The organism is Roseicella aerolata, from assembly GCF_020523605.1.
Classification (GTDB): domain Bacteria; phylum Pseudomonadota; class Alphaproteobacteria; order Acetobacterales; family Acetobacteraceae; genus Paracraurococcus; species Paracraurococcus aerolatus.
In genome coordinates this window covers 1-25,638 of record NZ_JAJAQI010000039.1, presented here as the reverse complement: position 1 = coordinate 25,638, position 25,638 = coordinate 1, and the positions used below count along the sequence as shown (strand labels likewise).

General features: G+C 70.2%; 25 protein-coding genes and 1 tRNA gene. 15 read left to right on the top strand and 11 right to left on the bottom strand.

Annotated elements, in window-relative coordinates:
* Window positions 1-176: 176 nt before the first annotated feature.
* Window positions 177-464, bottom strand: a complete 288-nt coding sequence (locus tag LHA35_RS21195) for an usg protein (RefSeq protein ID WP_226611792.1) — start codon at window positions 462-464, stop codon at window positions 177-179.
* 296 nt (window positions 465-760) lie between these two features.
* Between LHA35_RS21195 and groES the strand changes: the two genes are divergently transcribed.
* The 3 genes from groES to LHA35_RS21180 all read left to right on the top strand — a co-directional run bounded on the left by groES (window position 761) and on the right by LHA35_RS21180 (window position 3,369).
* Window positions 761-1,072: a co-chaperone GroES gene (gene groES / locus LHA35_RS21190; RefSeq protein ID WP_226611791.1), complete on the top strand. Its 312-nt coding sequence runs from the start codon at window positions 761-763 to the stop codon at window positions 1,070-1,072.
* A gap of 158 nt (window positions 1,073-1,230) precedes the next feature.
* Window positions 1,231-2,871, top strand: a complete 1,641-nt coding sequence (gene groL / locus LHA35_RS21185; protein ID WP_226611790.1) for a chaperonin GroEL — start codon at window positions 1,231-1,233, stop codon at window positions 2,869-2,871.
* A 294-nt stretch (window positions 2,872-3,165) separates the two neighbouring features.
* Entirely contained in the window at window positions 3,166-3,369 is a 204-nt protein-coding gene (locus LHA35_RS21180) for a cold-shock protein (protein WP_132285923.1), read from the top strand.
* An 86-nt stretch (window positions 3,370-3,455) separates the two neighbouring features.
* Here LHA35_RS21180 and LHA35_RS21175 read toward each other — a convergent pair whose 3' ends face one another.
* Together LHA35_RS21175 and LHA35_RS21170 are read right to left on the bottom strand one after the other, a co-directional pair.
* On the bottom strand, window positions 3,456-4,430 hold the full coding sequence (locus LHA35_RS21175) for a Bug family tripartite tricarboxylate transporter substrate binding protein (RefSeq protein ID WP_226611789.1): 975 nt from the start codon (window positions 4,428-4,430) through the stop codon (window positions 3,456-3,458).
* Window positions 4,431-4,480: 50 nt separating this feature from the next.
* Window positions 4,481-5,053, bottom strand: a complete 573-nt coding sequence (locus LHA35_RS21170; RefSeq protein ID WP_226611788.1) for a hypothetical protein — start codon at window positions 5,051-5,053, stop codon at window positions 4,481-4,483.
* Between the two features lie 72 nt (window positions 5,054-5,125).
* Here LHA35_RS21170 and LHA35_RS21165 point away from each other — a divergent pair, with 72 nt between their 5' ends.
* The 3 genes from LHA35_RS21165 to LHA35_RS21155 are packed head-to-tail and all read left to right on the top strand — an operon-like array spanning window position 5,126 to window position 7,422.
* Window positions 5,126-6,112 (top strand): threonine dehydratase, encoded by a 987-nt coding sequence (locus tag LHA35_RS21165; RefSeq protein ID WP_226611787.1) that lies wholly within the window; start codon window positions 5,126-5,128, stop codon window positions 6,110-6,112.
* A 50-nt stretch (window positions 6,113-6,162) separates the two neighbouring features.
* Complete coding sequence (locus LHA35_RS21160) at window positions 6,163-7,053, top strand: MBL fold metallo-hydrolase (RefSeq protein ID WP_226611786.1); 891 nt, start codon at window positions 6,163-6,165, stop codon at window positions 7,051-7,053.
* A gap of 60 nt (window positions 7,054-7,113) precedes the next feature.
* Window positions 7,114-7,422 (top strand): non-heme iron oxygenase ferredoxin subunit, encoded by a 309-nt coding sequence (locus LHA35_RS21155; protein ID WP_226611785.1) that lies wholly within the window; start codon window positions 7,114-7,116, stop codon window positions 7,420-7,422.
* Window positions 7,423-7,750: 328 nt separating this feature from the next.
* Here the strand turns inward: LHA35_RS21155 and LHA35_RS21150 are convergent, their stop codons facing one another.
* Complete coding sequence (locus LHA35_RS21150) at window positions 7,751-9,430, bottom strand: thiamine pyrophosphate-dependent enzyme (RefSeq protein ID WP_226611784.1); 1,680 nt, start codon at window positions 9,428-9,430, stop codon at window positions 7,751-7,753.
* A gap of 43 nt (window positions 9,431-9,473) precedes the next feature.
* Window positions 9,474-10,256, bottom strand: a complete 783-nt coding sequence (locus LHA35_RS21145; RefSeq protein ID WP_226611783.1) for a class II aldolase/adducin family protein — start codon at window positions 10,254-10,256, stop codon at window positions 9,474-9,476.
* Window positions 10,257-10,385: 129 nt separating this feature from the next.
* Between LHA35_RS21145 and LHA35_RS21140 the strand changes: the two genes are divergently transcribed.
* Window positions 10,386-11,414 carry a TauD/TfdA family dioxygenase gene (locus LHA35_RS21140; RefSeq protein ID WP_226611782.1) on the top strand — a complete coding sequence of 343 codons (1,029 nt, stop codon included), beginning with the start codon at window positions 10,386-10,388 and terminating at the stop codon, window positions 11,412-11,414.
* 12 nt (window positions 11,415-11,426) lie between these two features.
* Here the strand turns inward: LHA35_RS21140 and LHA35_RS21135 are convergent, their stop codons facing one another.
* A complete protein-coding gene (locus LHA35_RS21135) occupies window positions 11,427-12,881 on the bottom strand; it encodes a DUF2142 domain-containing protein (RefSeq protein ID WP_226611781.1) in 1,455 nt (484 codons plus the stop codon).
* Between the two features lie 116 nt (window positions 12,882-12,997).
* The gene (locus LHA35_RS21130; protein ID WP_226611780.1) at window positions 12,998-14,140 is read right to left on the bottom strand and encodes a CaiB/BaiF CoA transferase family protein; all 1,143 of its coding nucleotides are present in this window, start codon (window positions 14,138-14,140) and stop codon (window positions 12,998-13,000) included.
* 218 nt (window positions 14,141-14,358) lie between these two features.
* Here LHA35_RS21130 and LHA35_RS21125 point away from each other — a divergent pair, with 218 nt between their 5' ends.
* Window positions 14,359-15,201 (top strand): SDR family oxidoreductase, encoded by an 843-nt coding sequence (locus LHA35_RS21125; RefSeq protein ID WP_226611779.1) that lies wholly within the window; start codon window positions 14,359-14,361, stop codon window positions 15,199-15,201.
* Between the two features lie 56 nt (window positions 15,202-15,257).
* Entirely contained in the window at window positions 15,258-15,626 is a 369-nt protein-coding gene (locus tag LHA35_RS21120) for a hypothetical protein (protein ID WP_226611778.1), read from the top strand.
* Window positions 15,627-15,636: 10 nt separating this feature from the next.
* Here the strand turns inward: LHA35_RS21120 and LHA35_RS21115 are convergent, their stop codons facing one another.
* On the bottom strand, window positions 15,637-16,167 hold the full coding sequence (locus LHA35_RS21115) for a cupin domain-containing protein (RefSeq protein WP_226611777.1): 531 nt from the start codon (window positions 16,165-16,167) through the stop codon (window positions 15,637-15,639).
* A gap of 213 nt (window positions 16,168-16,380) precedes the next feature.
* On the opposite strand from LHA35_RS21115, the gene LHA35_RS21110 reads away from it, so the two are divergent.
* A tRNA-Arg gene (locus LHA35_RS21110) sits at window positions 16,381-16,457 on the top strand.
* 820 nt (window positions 16,458-17,277) lie between these two features.
* Here the strand turns inward: LHA35_RS21110 and LHA35_RS21105 are convergent.
* Together LHA35_RS21105 and LHA35_RS21100 are read right to left on the bottom strand one after the other, a co-directional pair.
* Complete coding sequence (locus tag LHA35_RS21105) at window positions 17,278-18,129, bottom strand: universal stress protein (protein WP_226611776.1); 852 nt, start codon at window positions 18,127-18,129, stop codon at window positions 17,278-17,280.
* 14 nt (window positions 18,130-18,143) lie between these two features.
* Window positions 18,144-19,625 carry a SulP family inorganic anion transporter gene (locus LHA35_RS21100; protein WP_226611775.1) on the bottom strand — a complete coding sequence of 494 codons (1,482 nt, stop codon included), beginning with the start codon at window positions 19,623-19,625 and terminating at the stop codon, window positions 18,144-18,146.
* A 232-nt stretch (window positions 19,626-19,857) separates the two neighbouring features.
* Between LHA35_RS21100 and LHA35_RS21095 the strand changes: the two genes are divergently transcribed.
* The 3 genes from LHA35_RS21095 (at window position 19,858) to LHA35_RS21085 (ending at window position 23,687) form a co-directional block, all read left to right on the top strand.
* Window positions 19,858-20,166, top strand: a complete 309-nt coding sequence (locus LHA35_RS21095; RefSeq protein ID WP_226611774.1) for a hypothetical protein — start codon at window positions 19,858-19,860, stop codon at window positions 20,164-20,166.
* 260 nt (window positions 20,167-20,426) lie between these two features.
* Window positions 20,427-21,455: a glycosyltransferase family 2 protein gene (locus LHA35_RS21090; protein ID WP_226611773.1), complete on the top strand. Its 1,029-nt coding sequence runs from the start codon at window positions 20,427-20,429 to the stop codon at window positions 21,453-21,455.
* A 909-nt stretch (window positions 21,456-22,364) separates the two neighbouring features.
* The gene (locus LHA35_RS21085; RefSeq protein WP_226611822.1) at window positions 22,365-23,687 is read left to right on the top strand and encodes an acyltransferase family protein; all 1,323 of its coding nucleotides are present in this window, start codon (window positions 22,365-22,367) and stop codon (window positions 23,685-23,687) included.
* A gap of 364 nt (window positions 23,688-24,051) precedes the next feature.
* Here the strand turns inward: LHA35_RS21085 and LHA35_RS21080 are convergent, their stop codons facing one another.
* Window positions 24,052-24,234 carry a hypothetical protein gene (locus tag LHA35_RS21080; protein ID WP_226611772.1) on the bottom strand — a complete coding sequence of 61 codons (183 nt, stop codon included), beginning with the start codon at window positions 24,232-24,234 and terminating at the stop codon, window positions 24,052-24,054.
* Window positions 24,235-24,612: 378 nt separating this feature from the next.
* Here LHA35_RS21080 and LHA35_RS21075 point away from each other — a divergent pair, with 378 nt between their 5' ends.
* Window positions 24,613-24,822, top strand: a complete 210-nt coding sequence (locus tag LHA35_RS21075; RefSeq protein WP_226611771.1) for a helix-turn-helix domain-containing protein — start codon at window positions 24,613-24,615, stop codon at window positions 24,820-24,822.
* The gene (locus LHA35_RS21070; RefSeq protein ID WP_226611770.1) at window positions 24,756-25,412 is read left to right on the top strand and encodes a PIN domain-containing protein; all 657 of its coding nucleotides are present in this window, start codon (window positions 24,756-24,758) and stop codon (window positions 25,410-25,412) included. The genes LHA35_RS21075 and LHA35_RS21070 overlap by 67 nt, the downstream gene beginning before the upstream one ends.
* Window positions 25,413-25,638 lie beyond the last annotated feature (226 nt).

Below are 25,638 nucleotides of genomic sequence, written 5' to 3'. Positions count from 1 at the left end.
GGCGGAGCGGCGCTGCGTTGGGGGGGCCGGAGCGGCCGCGGCGCCGGCCGGCGCCCGCGCTGCGCGGGTGCGGCGCAGCCCTGCGGCCGCTGTGGCTCCGGAGCAGCGCGGGTCCGGCCCTTGTGCTCCTCTCCTGCCGCGACCCGCGACGGCGCCCGGCGTCGCGGCCGCCCGGCTCAGTGCAGCAGGAACTGCCCGTTGGCGTAGCGCAGCTCCGCCGGCCGGATCAGGGCCGAGGAGGCGACGCGCACCGAATGCAGCGGCCCCTCGATCTCGCGCTGCCAGAAGGCGAGGAAGCGGGACAGCTCCGGGAAGACCGGGGCGCGGTCCAGCTTCTGCCAGATGAAGCTCTGCAATACGCCGGGGTGGTCGGGCATGTGGTAGAGGATCTCGGCGGTGGTCAGCCGCCAGTCGGGCACATTGAGTCCGGGCACGCGAACGAAGCTCTCGATCTGCTGCAGCACGCCTGTCGTCCTTTCCTGGCCTTCTCGGTCCGCGATGCGGTGCGAACCGGCGCGGTTCCTCCCTTGTGACAGAAGGAAGCTTGCCATGGGGGGCGGGGTTTCCTGCAACAAAAACCTTTTGAATCAGGCTGTTGGCACTCACGCTGGGTGAGTGCTGCAATGTCTTGACGGCCGCGCGCTGCTCCCCTAGGTGTTTGGCACTCCTCCGGGGGGAGTGCTAGCGGGCTGCCAAGGCGGACGCTGGCCGGACCTGCCGGTTGAGGAAACGCATGGCAAAGGCATCAGGAGAGGACCGTATGAGCTTCCGTCCCCTGCATGACCGCGTTCTCGTTCGCCGCGTGACGGCCGAAGAGAAGACCGCGGGTGGCATCATCATCCCCGACACCGCCAAGGAAAAGCCGCAGGAGGGTGAGGTCATCGCCGTCGGCTCCGGCACGCTGAACGACCGGGGCGAGCTGCGTCCGCTCGACGTCAAGGCCGGCGACCGCATCCTGTTCGGCAAGTGGTCGGGCACCGAGGTGAAGCTCAATGGTGAGGAGCTCCTGATCATGAAGGAGTCCGACATCATGGGGATCCTCGACAACCCTTCCGTCGCGAAGGCCGCCTGAGGCTCTTGCCGCCCAAGGCCGCGGCGCCCGGGGCGCGGCGGCCGGATCCGGCGGCAGGACCCGATCTTCGGCTCATCGTCAATCCTGGCGATCCGCCACGGGCCGGGGGCTGACCCCGGGCACGAGGCGTGAGCGCCTGTTCAAAGAGGATACGCACTATGGCAGCAAAGGACGTCAAGTTCGGCGCCAGCGCCCGCGAGCGGATGATTCGCGGCGTCGACATCCTGGCCGATGCGGTGAAGGTGACGCTCGGTCCGAAGGGCCGCAACGTGGTCATCGACAAGAGCTTCGGCGCGCCGCGGATCACCAAGGACGGCGTGACCGTCGCCAAGGAGATCGAGCTGGCCGACAAGTTCGAGAACATGGGCGCCCAGATGGTGCGCGAAGTGGCCTCGAAGACCAACGACCTGGCCGGTGACGGCACCACCACCGCGACCGTGCTGGCCCAGGCCATCGTCCGCGAGGGCGCGAAGGCCGTGGCCGCCGGCATGAACCCGATGGACCTGAAGCGCGGCATCGACAAGGCCGTGGCGAAGGTCGTCGAGGAGCTCGAGGCCAAGACCAAGAAGATCACCACCTCCGCCGAGGTCGCCCAGGTCGGCACGCTGTCCGCGAACGGCGAGTCCGAGATCGGCGAGATGATCGCCAAGGCGATGGAGAAGGTCGGCAACGAGGGCGTGATCACGGTCGAGGAAGCCAAGAGCATCCAGACCGAGCTCGACGTCGTCGAGGGCATGCAGTTCGACCGCGGCTATGTCTCCCCGTATTTCATCACGAATGCGGAGAAGATGATCGCGGAGATGGACAACCCCTACATCCTGATCTTCGAGAAGAAGCTGTCGCAGCTTCAGCCGATGCTGCCGCTGCTCGAGGCGGTGGTGCAGTCCGGCCGTCCGCTGGTGATCATCGCCGAGGATGTCGAGGGCGAGGCGCTGGCCACCCTGGTGGTCAACAAGCTGCGTGGCGGCCTGAAGATTGCCGCCGTGAAGGCCCCGGGCTTCGGTGACCGCCGCAAGGCGATGCTCGAGGACATCGCGATCCTGACCGGTGGCCAGGTGATCAGCGAGGATCTCGGCATCAAGCTCGAGAACGTCACGCTGAACATGCTCGGCCGCGCCAAGACCGTGCGGATCGAGAAGGAGAACACCACCATCGTCGACGGCGCGGGCGAGAAGTCCGAGATCAACGGCCGTTGCGAGCAGATCAAGGCGCAGATCGAGGAGACCACCTCGGACTACGACCGCGAGAAGCTGCAGGAGCGGCTGGCGAAGCTGGCCGGTGGTGTTGCCGTCATCCGCGTCGGCGGCTCGACCGAGGTCGAGGTGAAGGAGCGCAAGGACCGCGTCGACGACGCGCTGCATGCGACCCGTGCCGCGGTGCAGGAAGGCATCGTGCCGGGCGGCGGCGTGGCGCTGCTGCGCGCCTCCGAGAACCTGTCCTCGCTGAAGGGCCTCAACAACGACGAGCAGGTCGGCATCGAGATCGTCCGTCGCGCCATCCAGGCGCCGGCGAAGCAGATCGCGGCCAATGCCGGCAAGGACGGCGCGGTCGTCGCCGGTGAGGTGCTCCGCAAGTCCGACTACACCTTCGGCTACGACGCCCAGAAGGACGAGTACAAGGACCTCGTCGGCGCCGGCATTATCGACCCGACCAAGGTCGTGCGTACGGCGCTGCAGGACGCGGCCTCGGTCGCGGCGCTGCTGATCACCACGGAAGCGATGGTGGCCGAGCGTCCGGAGAAGAAGGCCGCGCCGGCCGGTGCCGGCGACATGGGCGGCATGGGCGGCATGGACTTCTGATCCCTTCCAGGATCGAAGTACCGGAGGGGCGGGACCGAAAGGTCCCGCCCTTTTTCTTTTTCCCGGCCTGGAACGCTTTTTTCTACGCCGCTCCCGCTACTCACCGAATCGCGTATCTGCGATCGTTGACTTCACCGGGTCGATCTGCGCTGACTGCCCCCGCCAGCCGCTCTTGGCCCGCCTTGCCGTGCCTCCCCGGGGAAAAACTCCGGGCGCCCTCAAGCGATCCAGCCCGGTGGGTTTCTTCGCGCGGGCGATCGGCGTCCGCGCACCAGGATAAGGAGGGTGCGTCGCATGGCGACCGGCACCGTGAAGTGGTTCAACGCAACGAAGGGCTTCGGCTTCATCGTCCCGCAGGACGGCGGCAAGGATGTGTTCGTGCACATCACCGCCGTGCAGAAGGCCGGCCTGCAGGGGCTGAACGAGAACCAGAAGGTCAGCTACGACGTGGTGATGGAGCGCGGCAAGGCCGCCGCCGCCAACCTGAAGCCGCTGTAAGCAGCAGGCTTCCAGGGCGATGGCGCGGCAGGCCCGCGCCATCCGCCGCGGGGCGCCTTGCCGCGGCGCCCCGGCCCGGACGGGGTTCAATCCAGCCGCGCCCCACTGATCCGGACGATCTCCGCGTGGCGGCGAAGCTCCGAAGCCAGATAGCCGGCCAGCCGCTCCGGCGGGCCGCCCAGGATCTCCAGCCCCGCCTCCTCCAGGCGCCGGCGCGCCTCGGCATCCGCCAGCACCTCGCCCAGCACGGCATTGGCGCGCGCCACCACTGCCGGCGGCGTGCCGCGCGGCGCCAGCACGGCGAACCAGGTACCAAAGACGAGGCCCGGCAGGCCCAGCTCCGCCGCCGTCGGCACCTCCGGCAGTTGCGCGATGCGGTGCTCGGACAGCACGGCGAGCGGTACCACCTCCCCGGCGCGGATCTGCGGCATGGCGCCGGTCACCAGGTTGAACATGGCCTGGATGCGGCCGGAGAGCAGGTCCGTCACCGCCGGGGCCGGGCCGCCATAGGGCACATGCACCAGCTCCGCCCCGGTCTGCTGCCGGTACAACTCCCCCGCCAGGTGCATGGAACTGCCATTGCCGGTGGAGCCGAAATGCAGGCGCCCCGGCTGCGCCCTGGCCAGCGCGGTGAACTCCGCCAGGCTGCGCGGGCCGAGGCCGCGATGCACCACCAGGATGTTCGGGACATTGCCGACCAGCATCACCGGCTCGAAGTCGCGCTGCGGGTCGAAGGGCAGGTCGCGGTAGAGCGCCGGGTTGGTCGCCAGCGTGCCGGCCCAGCCCCAGAGGAAGGTCGCGCCATCCGGTGTGCTGCGGGCGACCAGGCCTGCGCCGATATTGCCGTTGGCGCCGGCGCGGTTCTCCACCAGCACCCGTTGCGGCAGGCGTTTCTCCATCTCCTGCGCGGTGATCCGCGCCAGCGTGTCGGCCGTGCCGGCGCCGCCGAGCGTCGGCACCACCAGCCGCACCGGCCGGTCCGGCCAGGCCTCCTGCGCCATCGCCGGTGTCGCCGCCAGGGCGAAGAGGCCAAATGCCGCGCGCCTCGGAACCCCTCTCATCGCCGACTCCGCCGCTGCCGCGTGCATTCTGCCGCGGCAGGGCGGGGCGGTCAGCCCGAGGGTGTTTCCTGCACCCAGACCCGCTTCGCGCCGGCCTGCTGCAGGAAGGCCTCGGCCTTCTCGCGCAGGTCCTGCGTCGCGGCATGGATGCCGAGTGCCGGGCCTTCCGAGCGGGCTGCCTCTTCCGTGCCCTCCGGCCGCCGGCCGGTGCCGGTCTCCGGCACCGCTGCACCCGCGGCCTCACCGGCCGCCAGCGTCGCGCCGCCGGCCGCGGCCGCGGCGGCCACCGCCGGCAGGGCCGCACCGCCCGTCGCGATCACGATCCCGGCCGCGAGCATGGAGGTGGAGGCCGTGCCGATGCCGACGAAGTTCTGCCGCAGGTTGCGCCGCTCGGCGCCCTTCGGGTCCTCGTCCGGCATGATCACCTGCTCATTATCGGCCGGTCCGGGCTGGCCGGTTTCGGCCTCGGCGATCGATTGCCGGAACCATGCCTCCGACTGCAGCCGCTCCGCGGCCTGGTCGAGCGCCGCCCGTTCCGCGAATTCGCCCCAGACGATCGGGCTCGCCATGGGCTGGTCGTCGTAGGAACCGGTCCACTGGCTGCTTTCCACCTCGATGGGCATGCGGGCTCCTTTCGCTAGACTGCGCCGTTGCACGGGCAACGCCCGCCGCCCATCGCCGTTCCGGAGTCCCGCTTGTTCGACCTGCCCGCCCTCGAGGCCGCCGCCGCCCTGGTGCACCGCGCCTTCCCGCCGACGCCGCAATACGCCTGGCCGCTGCTGGCCGCCCGGACCGGGGCGGAGGTCTGGGTGAAGCACGAGAACCACACGCCGACCGGCGCCTTCAAGCTCCGCGGCGGGCTGGTCTATATGGACCGCCTGAAGCGCGAGCGGCCGCAGGTGCGCGGCGTCGTCAGCGCGACCCGCGGCAACCATGGCCAGAGCCTGGCCTATGCCGGCGCGCGGCACGGCGTGCCGGTGACGATCGTGGTCCCGCAGGGCAACAGCACGGAGAAGAACGCGGCGATGCAGGCGCAGGGCGCGCGCCTGCTGGAGCATGGCGCCGATTTCGATGCCGCGCGGGCATATGCGGCTGCGCTGGCCGAGGCGGAGGGGCTGGAATTCGCGCCGTCCTTCGCGCCCGACCTGGTGCTGGGCGTCGCCACCTATGCGCTGGAATTCTTCCGCGGCGCGCCCGCGCTGGACGCGCTCTATGTGCCGATCGGCCTCGGCTCGGGCATCTGTGGCTGCATTCTGGCGCGCGACCTGCTCGGCCTCCGCACCGAGATCATCGGCGTGCAGAGCACCGAGGCGCCGGCCTATGCGCTCTCCTTCGCCGCCGGCCGGGTGGTGACGGTGGAGAGCGCGCAGACCCGCGCCGACGGCATGGCCGTGCGGATCCCGGACCCGGCGGCGCTGGCGATCATCCGCCGGGGCGCGGCGCGGGTGGTGACGGTGACGGATGCCGAGGTGGCAGCGGCGATCCGGGCCTATTGGCAGGACACCCACAACCTGGCGGAGGGCGCCGGCGCCGCGCCGCTGGCCGCGCTGCTGCAGGAGCGGGGACGGATGGCCGGCAGGCGGGTCGGACTCGTCCTTTGCGGCGGCAATATCGACCTGGCGCTGTTCCGCGACTGGGTGCTGGGGCGGGAGGCCGGGGAGGGAGGCGGCCGGGCCGGCTGAACCCGCGCGGCCGGGCCCCGTTCCCCTCGGCTGGAACGGAGGGACGGCCGATGCGGATTCACCACCTCGATTGCGGGCCGGCGCGCCCGATGGGCGGCGCGCTGATGGATGGCGTGAGCCCCGGCGCGATCGGCCGGCTCACCTGCCATTGCCTCGCGGTCGAGACGCCGCGGCACGGCGTAGTGCTGGTGGATACCGGCCTCGGCCTGCGCGACATGATCCGCCCGGCCGGCCGGCTGCCGGCGGTGAACAGCGCCCTGCTCCGCTTCCGCTACGATCCGGACCGCACGATGCTGCGGCACATGAAGCGGATGGGCCTGCACCCGAGCGATGTGCGGCACATCATCATGACGCATATGGATTTCGACCATGCCGGCGGGCTGGTGGATTTCCCGCAGGCGACGGTGCACCTGATGGAGGCCGAGGCGCGCGCCGCGCGGGCGCGGGAGGGCGTGCTGGGCCGCACCCGCTACCGGCCGGTGCAATGGGGCGATACGAGCCGCTGGCGCACCTATTCCGACCGGGAAGTCGGGCGCTGGTTCGGCTTCGATGCGGTGCTGCGGCTGGACGGATTGCCGCAGGAATTCGCGCTGGTGCCGCTGCCGGGCCATTCGCCGGGCCATGCCGGCGTCGCCATCGAGGGGCCACGCGGCTGGATGCTGCATGCCGGCGACACCTATTTCAACCGCGCCGAGATCCATGCCGAGGCGCCGCACTGCCCGCCCGGCAGCGCGGCTTATGAGGCCGCGATGGCCTGGAGCGGCCCGCTGGTCCGGGCGCAGCAGAAGCGGGTGCGGCTGCTGGCGCGCGACCCGGACTCGCCGGTGGTGGTGTTCTGCACCCATGACCCGGTGGAGTTCGTCGCCCTCTCCGCCTGGTCGGAGCGGCAGGCCGCGCCGGTGAACGAGAACGCAACCGCCGCGGCGGCCAGCGCCGCCTGAGCGGTTCGACAGCGGCGGCGGCGCGCGGTAATTTCGGCGGGACCAGAGGGGGAAGCAAGCATGGCAGCCTGGCACCGTGTCGCCGCCGAGGCGGATCTCGCCGAGAACATGCCGCTCGCCGTCCGCATCGGCGATCTTTCCATCGCCGTGGTGAAGCTGGAGGACGGCATCTATGCGGTGAACGACATCTGCACGCATGAATACGCGCTGCTGTCGGACGGCTATTGCGAGGACGGCAAGCTCGAATGCCCGCTGCACCAGGCCTGCTTCGACATCCGCACCGGCGCCGCGCTGAACGAACCGGCGGAGGTGCCGGTCGCGACCTACCAGGTGAAGGTCGAGGAAGGCGAGGTCTTCGTGGAGGCGTAGTGGCCGGGGCGAGGCCGGGGTTCGGTCCGGGCTGAACCCCGCTTCCTCCAGCGCCCGCGCCGATGTCCCGGCCTTCGCCGCGATCCGTCCCGGGATCGCCGCCAATCCCGTTTCCGGCGGGTCGAGGCCAGCGACGATGATCCGCTCCCGCCCCCTCAGGCCGGCGTGGTGGCGGTGCCCCAACCGGCCAGGTCGGGGATCATGCTGTCCTGCACGAATGCTGGCGCATCCATGCGGCCTCAGGCGCCGGCGCCGCTTCCGGCGACCGCAGGCCGGTCATCGTGCAGCCTGGCATTGTGCCGGGCGGCATCGCGCCCGGCCCGGGCGGCTACCCGTGCACCCGTGCCGCGCCGCGCCGGCGCCAGGCGCTCATCTGCTCGGCCGAGCTGTGGACATGCACCACCACCGGCCGGTCCTTCACCGCGAAGGCGCGGGCGATGGCGTCCTCCACCTCCGCCTCGGAGGCGATGGTGATGCCCTCCGCGCCGAAGACGCGGCCCCAGGCGGCGAAGTCGGGGTTGGTCAGCCGCACCGCGCTCTCATAGGGCCGGTTCGGATAACGCACCTCATGGTGCATGCCGATGGTGCCGTAGCGCTTGTTGTCGGAGATGATGATGATCGGCGCCGCGCCATACTGCATGGCGGTGGCGATCTCGTTGCCGGTCATCAGCGCGCCGCCATCGCCGACGAAGGCGACGGCCTGCCTCCCCGGCCGGCGGATGGCGGCCGCGACCGCCATCGGCACGCCCGCGCCCATGGCGCCGACGACCGAGGAGAGGAAATTCTGCCCCGGCCGGAAGCCGATATAGCGGTGGATGAAGGAAGAGAAATTGCCAGCATCCGAGGTGATGGCGGCATCCGGCGCGAGGTGCCTGGCGACTGCCACGCAGACAGCGGCGAAATTGACCCCATCCGGCATGCTGTCCCAGTCCGGCGCCATCAGCCGGCTATGGATACCGTGCAGCCCGGCGACCCAGCCGGCACGCTTCGCGGCGTCCGCGGGTGCGCCGCGCTTCAGCAGGGCACGGATCACCGCGGCCGGTTCGGCCGCGATGCCGAGATCGGGGCGGAAGACGCGGCCGATCTCATTGGCATCCGGCCAGACCTGCACCAGCGGAAGCTGCGGATCCGGTGCGGTCGGGAAGCTGTAGGACTGGCTGACGGAATCCGTGATGCGCTCGCCGAGGGCAACCAGCAGGTCGGCCTTCCGCATCTCCTCCAGCAGCTGCTTCGGCACCCGGATCCCCATATAGCCGCCGTAATGGGGATGCGTGGCATCGAAGAGCTGCGGCCGGCGATGGGTGGGGGAGACGGGCAGCACCCATTGCTCCGCGAGCTGCCGTAACGCCTCCAGCGTGGCGGCATCGGCATTGGCCAGCGCCCCGCCGACCCAGACCAGCGGCCGCTCGGCCCGCGCGAGCATGCCAGCGAGCTGGTCCAGGTCTTCCTCGCGCGGTCCGCCGAAGACCCGCGGCCGCGGCTTCGCCAGCGGCGCGTCCGTCGGCTCGTCGAAGATGTCTTCCGGCAGGATGACGGCGACGGGGCCGGGGGTGCCGCTCTCGGCCAGGTGGAAGGCGCGGGCGATGCTCTCGCTGGCCTGCACCACCTCGTTCACCTCGATCACGTCCTTGGTGACGTCGGAGAGGAATTTGCCGTAGTTCTGCTCCTGCAGCGCCAGCCGGCCGAAATCCTTGCGCTCCACCTGGCCGCACAGGACGACCAGCGGCGTCGCGTCGTGCCAGGCCGTGTGCAGCGCGACCATGGCGTTGGAGAGGCCGGGGCCGCGCGAAACCAGCAGCACGCCGGCGCGGCCGCCCTGCATGCGGCCATCGGCGACGGCCATGAAGCCGGCGCCGCCCTCATGCCGGCAGACGATGAGGCGGACCTCCGGCGTCTCGGTCAGCGCATCGGTCAGGCCGAGGAAGCTCTCGCCCGGCACCATCCAGATGGTGTCGATGCCATGCGCGATCAGGCTTTCCGCGAGGACGCGGCCTACGGTGCGGCTCATCTGCTCCTGTCCCTCCCTTGCCTGCGGATGCCCCCGGCCGCGCTCAGTCCCGCCAGGACGGGTCGGCGAGATCCAGCTTGCGCAGCAGCCCCGGCCATTCCAGCAACCCGTAGCGCCGGCTGTTCGGCGGGTCGTACATGGCACAGGATCTCGCCACGACCTCGTCGGAGGGGATGTTCAGCTCCGTGTTGCAGGCCATGGCCTGAAGCTGGGCCTGGCAGGCGCGCTCCATCCCCCACATCGCGATGAAGGCCTCCGCCACGCTCTCACCCAGCGTCAGCAGGCCGTGGTTGCGGAGGATGCAGTAATTCAGCGGGCCGATGGTCCTGGCCAGCGCGTCGCGTTCGGACGGGTCGCGCTCCGGCCCGCGGAAGTCGTGATAGGCGATGCGGCCGTAGAAGCGCGTTGCGGTCTGGGTGAGCGGCAGCAGCCCGCATGTGAGGGCGGAAACCGCCATGCCCGCGACGGTGTGGGTGTGCATCGCCGCCATGGCGTCCGGCCGCGCGCGGTAGATGGCGCTGTGAATGGTGAAGCCCGCGGGGTGCAGGCCATAGGGCAGGTCCGGCCTGTAGAGGATCTCGCCCTCCAGGCTGACCTTCAGCAGGCTCGATGCCGTGATCTCGCCGAAGAGCATGCCGTTCGGGTTGATCAGGAAATGTCCCGGACTGTCCGGCACCCGCGCGGTGATATGGGTGTAGATCATGTCGGACATGCCGTAGCCCTCGCAGAGCCGGTAGCAGGCGGCGAGGTCGAGGCGGGCCTGCCATTCGGCCTCCGAGACGGAGGCGCGGACCGGGGCGATCCGCAGCGCGGCATGGGACGTCATCCTCGGACCCTCCAGCATGTTCTTGCAGGCATTCAACCAGCCTTCGGGCAGGGCGCGAAGGGGGTGTTGCGCGGGTGCGGGAAGCGGCGGAAGCTTCCCGCCCCCAGGGAAACCTCCGGAACAACCGCCATGAGCGACCATGCCCCCGTGACCGATGCCAGCGCCTGGCGCGGCGCGGAGATCGCCAATGATGCCGGCTGGATCGGCACCCTGACCGCGGCGGAGGTCGAGGATCTGGCGGCCGCGCTGCGCGGCGTGCAGGCCCGTGGCCTCGCCACCACCGCCATCAGCCGCGCGGATTTCCCGCTGCCCGTGCTGGCGCCGCGCCTGGCGGCGTGGCTGCGGGAGGCCCAGAGCGGCCGCGGCTTCTTCGTGCTGCGCGGCCTGCCGGCGGGGCGGTTCACGGAAGCCGAGCGGGAGGCGATCTTCTGGGGCATCGGCACGCATCTCGGCACCGCGGTCTCGCAGAACTCCCATGGCGAGATGCTGGGCCATGTCTTCGACCAGGGCCGCACCTACGGTTCCGCCAATACCCGCGGCTACCAGACCAGGGCGCGGCTGGATTTCCACACCGACCGCTGCGACCTGGTCGGGCTGCTCTGCCAGAGGCGGGCGAAGGCGGGCGGGCTCTCCTCCGTCGTCAGCACCATGGCGGTGCATAACGAGATCCTGCGGACGCGGCCGGACCTTCTGCCGGTCCTCTATCGCGGCTTCCACTATTCCGAGCGCGAGGCGGCGGACAACCCGAACGGCGTGACGCCGCGACCCATCCCGGTCTTCAGCCGCTGGCCCGATGGCCCCGGGGGCGTGCTCTCCTGCCGCTTCATCCGCAACCCGATCGAGACCGGCGCGCAGCGCCGCGGCGTGCCGCTGACGGAGCAGGAGCGGGAGGCGCTGGAGCTGATGTCGGACCTCTCGGCGCGGGAGGACATGCGGCTCGACATGATGCTCGAGCCCGGGGACATGCAGTTCTGCAACAACTACGTCACCACGCATGCCCGGACGGAGTTCGAGGACTGGCCCGAGCCGGAGAGGCGCCGGCTGATGGTGCGGCTGTGGCTGACGGTCCATCCGCGCCGGCCGCTGGCGCCCGATTTCGGCGAGCATGACGGCATCCCGGCGCGGCTGGCGCCGGAGGCGGCGCCGCTGCCGGCGTGAGGCGGCGATGGCTCAGGGCCAGCCATAGCGCGTGATCAGCCGGGCCGGCACCAGCAGGCCGACACAGAGGATGAGCGCGACGATGCCGAGGCCGGCGGCCGGTCCCGACCAAGGCCGCGGCGGCACCAGGCGCGGCAGGAAGGGCAGCGCCAGGAGCAGGAGCGGCAGCAGATAGCGGCCCTGGATGCCCTGCACGACCGGATGCCCGACCGGCGAGTAGGACAGGTAGAGCGCCAGTGCGATGGCCGTCACGGTGCCGGCCAGAACCACGGCGGCGAGGAGGACCGCCCGGCCTTCCGGCCCGGGACGACCATCCAGGCCGCCGCCATCCGCGGCCAGCGCCAGCACCAGTGCCATGATGGCGGCGAGGTAGACGAGACCCGGCAGCGGCGTGTCGAGCCACCCCAGCACGCCGATCGCCTGCCGTAGGATGGATGCGCCCGAGACGGCCGCGGTGCGGGCCAGGATCTCCGGCAGGCGCAAGGGGTGTTCGAGCAGGAACCGCGCCTGCGCCGTGAGGTCGGGCTGCACCTCGGGAAGCTGGACCGGCACCATGACCGGTGCGGCTGTGGCCATCCAGCCCAGTGCCGCCAAGCCTGCGGGCAGCAGCACGGCGAGCCGCAGGAGGCGGCTCGGCCAGGATCCGGCAGGACCAAGCGGCGTCGCCGCCGGTGCCGCCAGCGCCAGCAGGCCGAGCAGCAGGTATGGCGGGCGCGCCAGCGCCAGGGCCAGCACCACCGCGCCGAAGCCGAGGATTGCTCCCCAGGACAGACCCGCTTCGCGCTGCATGGCCCGGGAGAGGATGGAGGCGCCGAGCGCGGCACCCGCAATCAGCATGCCGTCCGGTGCGATGGACCCCCCCAGGGCGAGCGTCATCGGCAGCACCAGCAGGACCGCCATGCTGGCCCGCCCGCGCCCGCACAGGTGGAGCGCCAGGGCCGCCAGGCCGATGGCGATGAGGAGGTTGACCGCGCGGGCGAGGCGGAACGCTGAGGGCGGCGGCATGCCGGCCATGCGCGCCGTGCCCAGCGTGGCCGCGGCGGGCAGGTACAGCAGCGGCGGGTAGACGGCTGTGTTGGTGAAGGCCGCCGGATGCAGCCGGCCGGTCCAGCCGATGCGCATCGCGGCATCCGCCATGGCCGGTGTGGCCTTCCGGTCCCGCTGGAAGGGGAGGTCGCGATAGACCGCGGCGAGTTCGAGCAGCCCGGCATCCACCATCCCGCCGGTCGTCGCACGCCCCGGTACCACTCCGAACGCGACGTCGTCGCTGAGCCGGCAAAGACCCGGATCCGGCGCGGCGGCGCAATCGACCCGCTGGCCGAGCCAGATACCGCGCGAGACCTGCTCCGCCCGCAGCAGATGGGCAAACTCGTCGGGGTTCTGGAAGGGGGGCGTCAGCCGCGCCAGCAGCAGCCCGAGCGCGAGTGCCACGGGGACGAACAGCGCAGGGAGCAGCCGGCGCCTCATCAGCGGGGCCGCAAGCCAGCAAAGCATGAGGATTGGCAACCTGAAGTTGAGATTGCCTGCAGTTAGCCCATATGGAACTGCAACGACAGCATGGGCCGGGAGAGCCCGGCCTGTGCTCAGCCCGGGGTGGTGACGGGCCTCGGTGCGCCCAACTCTGCATTCGCCTCGCCCAGCGCCGGCGCACCGGTCGTGACCGGCGGCCTTTCCCCGTCGAAGGAGACCGGCAGCGCCACCCCCTCCAGCCCATAGCCCGGCATGGGCTGCATGATGCCGAGCGCCGCCGTCTGCGGATGCGCCTTCACCGCCGCGATGTCGTGGATGGGGGAGCAGGGGATGCCCGCCGCCTCCAGCGCGTCGCTCCATTCGGCGCTGGTCTTCTTCGCCATCTCCGCTTCCAGCAGCGGCAGCAGGATGTCCCGATGGGCGATGCGGTCGGCATTGGTCCGGAAACGCGGGTCGCTCCCCCATTCCGGGTGCCCCAGCACGGCGGCGAATTTGGCAAAGAGCCGGTCATTGGCGGCGGCGACCACGATCTCGCCATCCGCCGTATCGAAGGCCTGGAAGACGATGAGCTTCGGGTTGCCGGTGCGGTGGCGCGGCGGCTGCCGGCCGCTCTCGTTGAAGCCGGCGACATGCTGCGCCATCCAGCCCAGGCCGGTCTCGAAGAGCGAGGTATCCACGGTGCAGCCCTGGCCGGTGTGGTGCCGGCGCTGCAGGGCGGCGAGGCAGCCGAGCGCCGCCCAGACGCCGGTGCCGAGATCGAGCACCTGCATCCCCACGCGCGCCGGCGGCGCCTCGGCCAGGCCGTTCACGCTGAACATGCCGGCGAAGGCCTGCACGATCGGCTCATAGCCCGGCTTCAGCGCCATCGGCCCCTTGGCGCCGAAAGCGTGCAGCGAGCAGTAGATCAGGCGCGGGTTCAGCGCCCGGAGCGCCTCCGCCCCCAGGCCGAAGGCGTCCAGCGATCCCGGCCGCATGTTCGGGACGAAGATGTCCTGCGTACGGACGAAGTCGCGCAGCCAGGCAAGCGCCGCCTTGTCCTTCAGGTCCAGCGCGACGCTGCGCTTGTTGCGGTTCACTGCATGGAAGCTGCAGGCGATGCCGGCATGGAAGGGCGGCCCCCAGCCGCGCGCGTCGTCGCCCTCCGGCCTTTCGATCTTCACCACCTCGGCGCCGAGCATCGCGAGGATCTCGCTCGCATAGGGGCCGGCCAGGTTCTGGCCGATCTCCAGCACCTTGATGCCCTGCAGAGGCAGCATCGCGGCATGTTCCTTCCCGGACGTTCCGTGGCAGGCTCGCCCTGGCGGCGCGGGCGGTCAAGCGCGGGGCCGCCGGGGCCGGCACCGCAGCGGATCGCGGAGGGGCGGGGAGGCCCGGGCGCGCGGATCGGCTCTATGGCCAACAAGCCGGGGGGGATCGGCGTTCAGGATCGAACGCCGATCCCCCCGGATACCCGCAGAACAAGGGGAAGTCCGACATGCTCTCGCCCGATACCCTCGCTGGCCGCCGCATCCTGGTCACCGGCGGCGGCACCGGCCTCGGCCGCAGCATGGCACGGCGCTTCGTCGAACTCGGCGCCGCGGTCACGATCTGCGGCCGGCGCGCCGAGGTGCTGGAGGCGACGGCCGCCGCCTTCCGCGCGGAACTCGGCGCCGAGCTGGCGACCGAGCGCTGCGATGTGCGCGACGCCACGGCGGTGGAGGCGATGCTGGACCGCATCTGGGCGCGCGGGCCGCTCGACGTGCTGGTGAACAATGCCGCCGGCAATTTCCTGGCGCAGACCCATCGCCTCTCGCCGCGCGCCGTGGATGCGGTGGTGGATATCGTGCTGAAGGGCAGCGCCTGGTGCACCCTGGGCTGCGGCCGGCGCTGGATCGAGGCAGGGCGCGGCGGCACGGTGCTGTCCATCCTGACCCTCTCGGCCCTGCAGGGCGGCGCCTTCACCGTGCCCTCGGCCATGGCGAAGGCAGGGGTGCTGGCGATGACGCAGTCGCTGGCGGTGGAGTGGGGGCCGAAGGGCATCCGGCTGGTCGCCATCGCACCCGGCAACGTCCCGACGCCGGACGCGACGGCCCGGCTGCAGGTGGAGGCGGCCGGCGCCGTCGAGCGCGGCATCCCGCTGCGGCGCGTGGGAGAGCACCGGGAGCTCGCCGACCTAGCTGCCTTCCTCGTCTCCGACATGGCGGCCTACATCACCGGGGAGACGGTGGTGATCGATGGCGGCAAGCGCTTCCTGGGCGGCGCGCGATCGGGCAGCGACGCCATGCTGGACTGGAGCGATGCCGACTGGGCGGCCTATCGCGCGCGGCAGGGGCGTTAAGCGCGCCTTCAGCCCTGGCCATGCAGGCTGCAGGCCCCGGAGAAGGGTCAGGGAGGATGCCCGAGAGCGACACGCTGATGGAGGAGGCGCGGGAGGCGCGGCTGCAGATCGCCCGCCATCTGGCCGAGTTGCACCGGCTGCACCTGACGCTGGCGCGGGACAGCCGGGCGCTGAAGCGCTTCACCCAGGCCGGGCGTCCGGGCCTTGAGATCGAGATCGCAGCCGAGTTGCTGGAGCAGTATCTCGGCGCCAGCGACGCCTTCCTGGAGAATATGCGCGGGCGGTTCGAGGCGCGGCTCGGCCTGCTGCGCCGGGGCGAGCCGCGGCAGGGCCCCGATCCGGAGGAGGCGCCGGGCCATGGCGCCTTCTGGCTCAGCTTCTCCCGCCTCTGCGCCGTGCTGCGGCGGGCCGGAGGGCACAGATAGGGGTGCCGGCTCAGCCGTAGCCGCGGCCGAGCGACTGCTCCGTTGCCTTGCGCTCCTGCGGGGAGCCGCCCTCGTCGCGCTTCGGGATGCCCTCGCTGGCGAGGGCTTCGCCTGCCTCGCCGGCATCCCCGGCGGGCGCCCCGCCCTGCGGCTGGTCTCCGCCGGTGGCCTCGCCCTCGGCGATGTGGAAATCGAACTGCCCCTCATGCGACTGCCAGGACTGCACGGTCAGCACCTGGGCGCCGCCCTCGCTCTCATGCGGGCCGTGCACCACGCCGGGCGCATGGGTGAGGAAGGCGCCGGGGGCGAGCCGCTCGCCGTGCTCGATCAGGTCGCCGGACAGCACGAAATGCATCTCCGGCCCGGCCTCGTGGAAATGCGCCGGGATGAAGCCGCCGGGGGGGATGTGGACGATGCTGGTGACGACGCCGCGCCCGGCATCCTCGTTCAGGATCTGGATGCGGAACTGCCCGCGCGATCCGGGGATCTCAAAGGGGGTGGCTGCCACGCCCTCCGCCTTCAGCTTCATCGGCTCCGCCATGCCTGCCTCCGCCCTGTCCGGCGGCCAACGCGGTGGGCGGAGCACCGGTTGCCCGGCCGGAAGCAGTGGCGATCCCCCGGCCTGACGCCGCGCCGCGCGGAACAGCCCGGGCATGGCCTGTGCGGCGCGGCCGGAAGGAATTGGGTTCCGCGATCACAGAGCGGCCGAAGGGGCTTCCTTTGCGCCGCAAGGCAGGTTAGAGAGCCCCTCAACGGACCCGTAGCTCAGCTGGATAGAGCGTTGCCCTCCGAAGGCAAAGGTCGTACGTTCGAATCGTATCGGGTCCGCCAATCTCCTCAATGGGTCGCAAGGCGTCTGCCTGCCCGCCTCGGTGCTCCAGGCAACAGAACTGGTAGCGGTGGGGGGAGGCCATGTCCGGCCTCATCTGTCGAACCAGGACCGACCAGGCCCTTCATTCGGTGCATCGGGCCGGGAAGATGCCCCGGGGGCGGCTACCGGCCCCCCGCTCCCGGAAGCGTGCATGATCCACTACGGCCGGGTGGCCCCCCACGACCGGGACTGAGGCCGGCCGGATCGCAATCCGATCGAAGGCTCTGTCGAGAACCGGAATTCGGGTTCGTGCGGCCCGGGACGGGGCCATCGGCACCGCGCGGCATGTCAGCTTTCAGGAAAAGCGGTGCTCCATAACATCAAGCAGGCGACAGAGCGCCCCGTCGGTATCCTCGCGCGCACGGCCTGGAGCAGGTTGCGGACGATCGTGAACGCCCGGGAGCGTGACTCCTCTCTGCAATCAATGACCTGCAGCGGATTGGTGTTCAGTTCTGAACGCAATCCGCTGTAGCAGCCATCGCACCAAGCCGGCGGCAGCGCGGGCGACCCACGCCCAGGCCCTATGAGCGCGGCCGGCATCTCAGCGAGCATGGCCGATCCGTCGTCCTTCGCTCGGGAGACTGCGCCATGGCGACGGCGCCGGCTTCGCCGCCGGACCGGCAGACCACGCCGGTCGTCGCCGTGGAGGTGCCGAAGGCTGCCTGACGTCATCACCACGAACTGTGAAGCCACCCGCCAGCCTGCCTCCCGGCCACGAGCGGGCCGGGAAGACCATGCGCAACTCCGGATGGCCGCTCCGGCTGAGCGCGTCGGATCCACTCAGCGGAAGACCAGCACCGGAATCCGGCAGGCACGAAGCATCGCTGTCGTGGTGCTGCCGACCAGCAGGGTGCGGATGCGGCTGTGGCCGTAAGCACCCATGACGAGAAGATCGATCTCGACGGCGCCCACATGGGCGGCGATCGCCTGCTCCGGCTCGCCATGCAGGGTCTGCGCCGTCACCGTCAGCCCGCCACGGCGCAGCAATTCGGCCGGCTGGTCCAGGATGGCGCCCGCGCCACCCTGCGGCGCCACGGTGACCAGGTGGCATTCCAGTCCTCTGAGTGCTGCCTGGCGCGCGGCGAAATCCACTGCCTTCAGTGCCGCCGGCCCGCCATCATAAGCGATCAGAAAGCGCCTGATCGGGCGGAAGGCGCGAGAGGCCACGAGCACCGGTCTTGCACTTGCCCGTACCACGCGCTCGAGATTGGCCCCGAGATGGCCGATTGCGAAGTCGGCCGCCTCTCCCCGCTTGCCGATGACAATGAGATCGGCGCCCGCCTCGAACTCCGTGACCGTCTCGACCAGGGAGCCGTGTCGCTGCGTCAGGACCACCTCGGCGACGCCGGCAGCCTTCAGCCGCGCCTCCGCGGCCGCAAGCAGGACGCGGGCACGGCGGATGGCGACCCGGCCACGCGCGGCGTCCAACTCGGCCAGTTCACGCAGCAACTCCTCGGAGGCGTCGAAGCCGAGGGTACCGCTGCGGTCCGCCGGGGTCTCGGCGGTGGCGCGGTCGAGCACGTGCAGCACCTGCACGACGGCGCCACCGAGCTGCTGTGCCGCCCAGGCGGCGTGGTCATAGACGCTGTCGGCGTAGATCGAGCCATCGGTGCAGGCCAGAATGCCGGGCATGGTGCAAGGCCTCCTCAGTGGGCCGTCAGGCGCTCAAGCGCGCCCGGCTTGTCATGGGTGGCGAGGCGGTCGACCAGGGTCGCGCTCGCCTCGTTCATCCCGAGGATCTCCACCTCGGTGCCTTCGCGGCGGAACTTCAGCACCACGCGGTCAAGCGCCGCCACCGCCGTCAGGTCCCAGATATGCGCACCGGAGACATCGATCGTGACGCGCTCGATGGCCTCGCGGAAGTCGAAGGCCTCGCTGAAGGCCTCGGCCGAGGCGAAGAATACCTGCCCCGTCACGGCGTAGGTGCGGGTCAGGCCGTCGGCCGAGAGTTCCGAGCGGATGCGGAACAGCCGCGCCACCTTGCGGGCGAAGAAGATGCCCGAGAGCAGCACGCCGACCAGCACGCCCTGCGCCAGGTCATGCGTCGCCACCGTCACCGCGACGGTCGCCAGCATGACGATGCTGGAGCTTTTCGGGTGCAGGCGGAGATCCGTCAGGGACTTCCAGGAGAAGGTGCCGATCGAGACCATGATCATGACGGCCACCAGGGCCGGCATCGGGATCTGCCGCACCATGTCGCCCAGCACGAGGATCAGGAACAGCAGGAAACCGCCAGCCCAGAGCGTCGAGAGCCGCCCGCGGCCGCCGGATTTCACATTGATGACCGACTGGCCGATCATCGCGCATCCGGCCATGCCGCCGAAGAAGCCGGCGACGATGTTGGCCGTGCCCTGGCCGAGGCATTCGCGGTTCTTGTCGGAAGGGGTGTCGGTCAGGTCGTCGACGATCGACGCCGTCATCAGGGATTCAAGCAGCCCGACCACGGCCAGGGTGGCGGAGACCGGCAGGATGATCCGCAACGTCTCCAGGGTCCAGGGCACCTCGGGCAGGAGGAAGGTCGGCAGGTCGCTGGGCAGTTCCCCCATGTCGCCGACCGTCCGCACCTCGAGCCCGAAGATGATCGAGACGGCTGTCAGCGCCACGATCGCCACCAGGGGCGAGGGCACCGCCCTGGTCAGGCGTGGCAGGAGGTAGATGATGGCGAGTCCGGCTGCGACCATCGGGTAGGTCATCCAGCCGACCCCGATCAGTTCCGGCAGTTGCGCGAGGAAGATCAGGATCGCCAGGGCATTGACGAAGCCGGTCATGACTGAACGCGAGACGAAGCGGATCAGAATGCCAAGCCGCAAGGCGCCGGCGATGAGCTGCAGCAATCCGGTGAGGAGGGTGGCCGCAAGCAGATATTGCAGACCGTGGTCGCGCACGAGGTCGACCATGACCAGGGCCATGGCGCCGGTCGCGGCCGAGATCATGGCCGGCCGGCCGCCGGCGAAGGCAATCACCACCGCGATGCAGAAGGAGGCGTAGAGGCCGACCTTCGGGTCGACGCCGGCGATGATCGAGAAGGCGATCGCCTCGGGGATCAGGGCGAGAGCGACGACGGTGCCGGCCAGAATCTCGGCGCGAATATTCGGGAACCATTCGGCACGGAGCCGGGCAAGGGACATGCGGACAGACTCCATGGGCGACGCCGCGCGGCGCAGCGCGTCGGCGCGTGGAACCGGAGATGCTCTGGGAATAAGGCGGCTGTCCCGCCCCAACGGGCAGGCTTCAACGCATCCGCCGGTGCCGAGAGGCACGGGCGCGAGCGGAATAGTGAGTTACGGCGGCCCGAGGATCATGCGCTGAGGCTCGTAGCAGAGGACTGCTGCGCTGCACAATGCCAATTTGACAGCGGTCATGACCCATTCGGTCCGCCCGATGGCGGGCACGATGCGCGAGCGGCAGCGCAATCGCGCTCGCGGCGACCAACCAGAACAGGCGGCCCGCTGCCTGCCAGCGGAGCGCCACCCCGGGATCGGCCGTCTGCTGGACGGGTTGGCCAGGCTCGCGCCGCCGGCGCGGGCGCGGGCGCGGGCGACAGCTGTCCGGACGGCATCGCCCGTCAAGGCGCGCCACCGGTTTCGTGTCCAAGGTGCAGGCCAGCACCTGTTGACGCGACATGGCGAGCGGGCAGTGCAGGGCGCCGCCGAAGACCAGGGGCGGTGATCACCGCCCTGGATGGCCGATTTGTTACTGCCCCACGATCTGAATCAATCTATGAAGGCAGCGGCACTCCTGCCGGAAAGCGGTCCTTGCTCAACGCCGTGCAGCCTTGCCTGTTCATCCCGGGACTGGCCTCGAGCCCGACGCCGCCATAAGGGCGTCCGCAACGCCTCCATGGGGAGGCGAATGGTGCATCCGCGCCCAGCACTGGGCAGCTTCAATGCTGTCCGTCCCAGACGTCATGGCTAAGGATCGCTTCCGCGATGCCGCAGGACATAACATTGCACCCGTCTGCCGAGAGCATGCCAGCCGAACCGTTGGGCGGGGGACACGGCGGAATCACCAAGGCTGCACCGCGCGTCAGCATCGGCCTGCCGGTATTCAACGGGGAGTGCTATCTCGCGCGGGCCATCGATTCGATTCTGGGGCAGAGCTTCCAGGATTTCGAACTCATCGTCTGCGATAACGCCTCGACCGACCGGACCGCCGAGATGTGCGCCAGGTATGCACAGGCCGATCCGCGGGTCCGCTATTTCCGCAACCCGAGGAACCTCGGGGCGGGGCCCAATTACGACCGCTGCTTCCAGCTGTCTCAAGGCACCTACTTCAAATGGGCAGCCCACGATGACTGCCTGGCACCCGACTACCTCTCCCGCACCGTAGCTGTGCTCGACGCATCACCAGGTGTCGTTCTGTGCACGACGGGCATTGCGGAGATCGGACCCGATGACGACGTGCAGCGGGTCTACTGCAACCACTTTCCGGGCATCGATGCGCCCGGCGCCGCGCGCCGCCTCGCTGCGGTCATTCACACCCGCCATGAATGCGAGGATTTCTTCGGCCTGTTCCGCCGTGCCGCACTGGTCGGATCCGACCTGCATGGAACCTATAGCGGCTCGGATCGCGTGTTGCTGGCGGAGATGGCGCTGCGCGGCCCCTGGGCCTGCGTTCCGGAGCCACTCTTTCTCCACCGCGAGCATGATCAGCGGTACACCCGTGCCGTATTGCTGGGAGACCGCTCGCAGGCCGCATTGTGGCTCGACACGGCTGTGTCAACCCGCGTGGAGAGCCCGATGTACCATCTTGGCGTCTACCGCCACTACCTCAGCGTCGTGCGGAAGAACACGCATGGTATGGAGCGCGCGGCATGCACCGGTGAGTTGCTTCGCTGGTGGTTCACCGACGGCCACTTCCCGGATGTGCTGCGCGACCTTCTGAAGAATCATCCCGCGGTGCGTGCCGGCATCCGCAAGGCGAGGGACCGGGTACTCGGCGTGACCTCACGGCGATGAGCCGTGCAGCGGTCACGGGGAGCATCAGGGGCAGGCTGCGGCGCTAAGCCGCGCGTCTGTCGCCTGCTGGTGCCGCCCGTGCCGCTTGCGCCGGGCGCATAGTGCCGTCTTCCCGCATGCGGGCATTTGTCGCCCCCATGCCTGCTGCGGCGGCCAGCGAGTGGAGAAAGTCACGTCGGGAGGCCGGCCGCAATGATGCAATCCAACCTGATGTCGCGCCGACGCCCACTCGCGAAAAGGCTCAAGCCCGCGGAAGGCTGCCCACCAACACCGGATTCCGGGCCTGCCGCCCCTCTCGGATAACGTCTTGGGCATTCACTGCTTCTCCACCTCGACGTCAGGCGCTGTACCTGGTTAAGGATGGCTGCATGTCCTTCGCTGCAGACACCACGCCGCCCTGACCTAGCGTGACGCGCCGGCCTTCCGGCTTTCCGTCACGCCATCGGCTCGGCTCGCCGGGACACTGGCGTCGTGACCAGGGCACTGCGCCCCAGCAGCTGGGCTCCTCCGTGCACATCCGAATCCCGTCGTGGCATTCGCCGGCCAGTGTGGCCGCCGGGAGCCTCTTGCCCGTTTTTCTCTCCCCGACCGACATGCGCCTTGGCCGCCACGCTCCGGCCGAAGGCAATGCGGTCTGCGACAATGACGGAATGCCTGCTCGTGCTTCGGCGGCGGGATTGCGGAACGAAGGCGGTTCCAGAGCGGTGCGGGACAGCGCCGCAGGATACAGCGGCCGATTCGGTGGAGACGCCCGCTCCGACATCCTCTGGCGCGGCCAGGGCAGCGAGGTGGCGGCCTGGGGGATGAACGGCACCCGGATTGTCGATCACGGCCAGACGCCAGGTCCAGGCGACGGCTGGCACTGGCCGCTTAACGCCGGGCGGAGCCGATGCATGGAACGTTGCCCCTATGCCTGAACGCCCATCAGCGGCACGGCCACGCGCGAGTGTGTCGGGACGGGTTCCGCAACGGCGCTGTGCAAGCACGGTTGGGTATCCGGGCGTGAATCGCACGAAACCCGCAAGCCTTGATGGTAGGCAGGAGGATGTCTCGATCTTGGGGAAACATGCTGAAGCCTCGCAAGCAGCCGACCATGCGGTTCGCATTCATGCGCTCGACTCCCTGCGCGGCGTGGCGGCCTTCTCGGTCATGATCTATCACTGCCTGCTGGTCTGGCCTTCGCTCTATGAAACGCTCGGAGGCAAGGGCGTGCCCTTCTTCCGGACCGAGCAGGATCCGCTTGCCATCGGATTGTTGACCGTGACGCCGCCGAGCCTGCTCTGGAGCGGGCGGGAAGCGGTGATCCTCTTCTTCGTCCTCAGTGGCTATGTGCTGGCGCAGGGCTTCCTGCGCAGTCCACAGCCCTACCTGCCGTTCGTGACGCGGCGCGCCTGCCGGCTGCTCCTGCCCTGTATCGCCATTGCATTGCCGGTTGCCCTGCTGGCTGAGCTGTTAGGGCCGGTATCGCAGCCGGAGGTGAGCGAATGGGTGACCGGCCATTGGAACGACACGGTCTCCCCGCGACTGATCGCATCGCATGCGCTGCTGCTGGAGGAGCCCTATGGGCTGAACAGCCCGCTCTGGTCCCTGCATTACGAATGGCGTATCTCGCTGCTCTTCCCGTTGCTCGTCATGCTCGCGGCGGCAGGGCCGGGCATGGCCATGGCGGCGAGCCTTGCCTGTGCGGCCCTGGCGGTGGCGGAGATGCGGCTGGTCGGCAGCAATTGGCTCTCGACGCTGATCTTTGTGCCGCATTTCATGCTGGGTGTCCTGCTGGCGCGGGAAGGGACAAGGCTGCCGGCGCAGATCGCGGACATGGCGCCGCGCGCGCGGCTCGGCCTGCTGACCTTCTGCTACCTGTTGCTGAACGTCCGTTGGCTGGTTCCAGCGCCGGGGCTGGTGATCGATCTGTTCAACGCCGCCGGGGCTGCGCTGCTGATCGCATTGGTGCTGGCCTCGGCGCGCGCGCAGGCAGGACTGGCCTGGCCGCCGCTGGCCTGGATCGGCAAGGTTTCCTTCAGCCTCTACCTGGTGCATGTCCCGGTCATCCTCGCGGCGCTGCATCTGGCGCCGACCGGCCTGCCGCTCTGGACGGTGCTGGCTGCTGCGGTGCTGCTCTCGCTGCTGCTCGCCTGGGGCTTCTTCCACCTGGCGGAACGGCCCTCGATCTGGCTGGGCCGGACGCTGTTCGGGCGGCTCGGTGTCCGCCGCATTGGCCGCGCGGCGGCTTGACGGGGTACCGGATGGATTCCGGGGGCGCCGGCAGCGAGGTTCAGCCCTGGCGCCGCACGCACCGTGACGCGTGCGGGCCGTCATGATGCGTCACGGCGTCCGCCAGGCCCCCGAGACAGCCGGAGCGCGAATCCTCTGCCCCCGCCCTGCGGCCCTGACCGGAGCCCCATCGAACGGGTCCTCGCCAGGTTCAGGACCGCGCTCAGGGTGAGGGCAGGGCGGGCCGTTGCTGCCCTCCGGGACGCTTCCGGCGGCTAGGCCAGCGGCCTCGTCCCAACCGGGTGCGCCAACGGCCTGGTGTGAGAGCCCTCCGGCCGAGGCTGGCGCGGCGGCCGGGTGGGCAACCCCGCCCCAAAAGTGGGGATCAGTCGTCCCGGCCGCCCGGCGTCCTGTCCGTCACCCCGGGTGGGTCGGGATAGAGGTCGGACGGCACCTTGGCCTTCGGGTTCTTCGTGATGTTGTCCTGCTGCACCGTCTCGGCGGTGGTCCTGGAGGCTGGATCCGCGGTGTTCATGCGTTCCTGATGGCCCTTCGGCGGTTCGCTCATTCGCCCTCTCCTGCTGGCCCCGTGGCAACGCGGCAGCGAGCCGGAAGTGCGCCGCTTCGCCGACCTGGCCGGCATCGGCTACAGCGGATTGCGTTCAGAACTGAACGCTCATCCGCTGGTGCTCCTTGTTTTCCGAGCAGAGTCACGCCTTCGGTCGTTCACGGCCTCCGGCGATCTGCTCTAGCTTGCGGCGGGGCGGTCGGGTCGCGCCCCGTACCGGAGGAAAGGCCGCGGGCGGGCGTGGATGCCCGGACGCCCGCATCTGCTCACCATGGAAGACTGCGGCGCATGGTGCTGAGACCGGACCGCCGATCGGCCGCGAAGCGGGAGAGCCATACCGTGAATTCCTCACAGCCCCTGAACGCCCCCGTGGAAACCATGACCTTGGCGGAGGCCGCCGCGTTCCTCGGCCTGTCCCGGCCCGGCCTGCGGCGCCTGATCGCGCAGGGGGCACTGCAAGGCGGTGCCGGGGCCGGCGATGATCACATGCCGCGGGAGGCGGTCATCGCCTGGCGGGACCGGTGCGCGGCCGACCGGCGCGATGCGCTGCAGCGCCTCCTCCGGCTCTCCGAGGAGGTCGATCCCTGACCGCCGCCCCGGATATTGCGGTCCTTGATGCCTGTGTCCTGTTCCGGGGCAGGCTGACCGACCTGCTGCTGCACCTGGCCGAGGCCGGGCTGTTCGAGCCGGCCTGGTCGGCGGAGATCCATGCCGAGTGGATGCACAGCCTGCACCGCCGCCGCGGCATCCCCTGGGAGCGCTGCCTGCTCAGGCAGGCGCTGCTGCAGCGGGCCTTCCCGGCGGCTTCATGCGTGCCCGACCCGGCCTGCCTCGCGGCCATCCAGGCGCTCTGCCGGACGGAGCGCCAGCGCAGGGACGCCCATGTCATCGCCGCGGCGGTGGCGGCCGAGGCGCGCTGGATCGTCACGGCGAACATCGCCGACTTCCCGCGGCCGGTGCTGGCGCGCCACGGCCTGCAGGCGTTGCGGCCCGACGCCTTCTGCGCGTGGCTGGCCACCACGCATCCGGCCGGCATGGCGGCGGGGCTGCGGGCGCATCGCGCGGGGCTGGGGCAGGTCGCCGAGGACAGCGATGCCTATCTCGCGCTGCTGGCCGGCCGGAAGATGTCGTTGCCGGGCATGAGCCGGCTGCTTGCGGCGCAGAGGACGCGGCCCTGAGGCCGGCGCCGGGCGTGCGAAAGGTGGCGTGGTAGCGACCATGGCTAAGAATGGCAGTGCAGCGGCCCGATCCGCACAGCAGCAGCGAAAGGGGCTGGGCATGCGGCTAGACCTTTATTGCCCTGACTGTGCATAGCCGCAGTGTTGGAAGTAGGCGGCGCACTCGCTCGGACTGAAGCGGTCGAGGAGACTGCCGATGGTATCCCAGAGGGTGCCGACGGTCCTG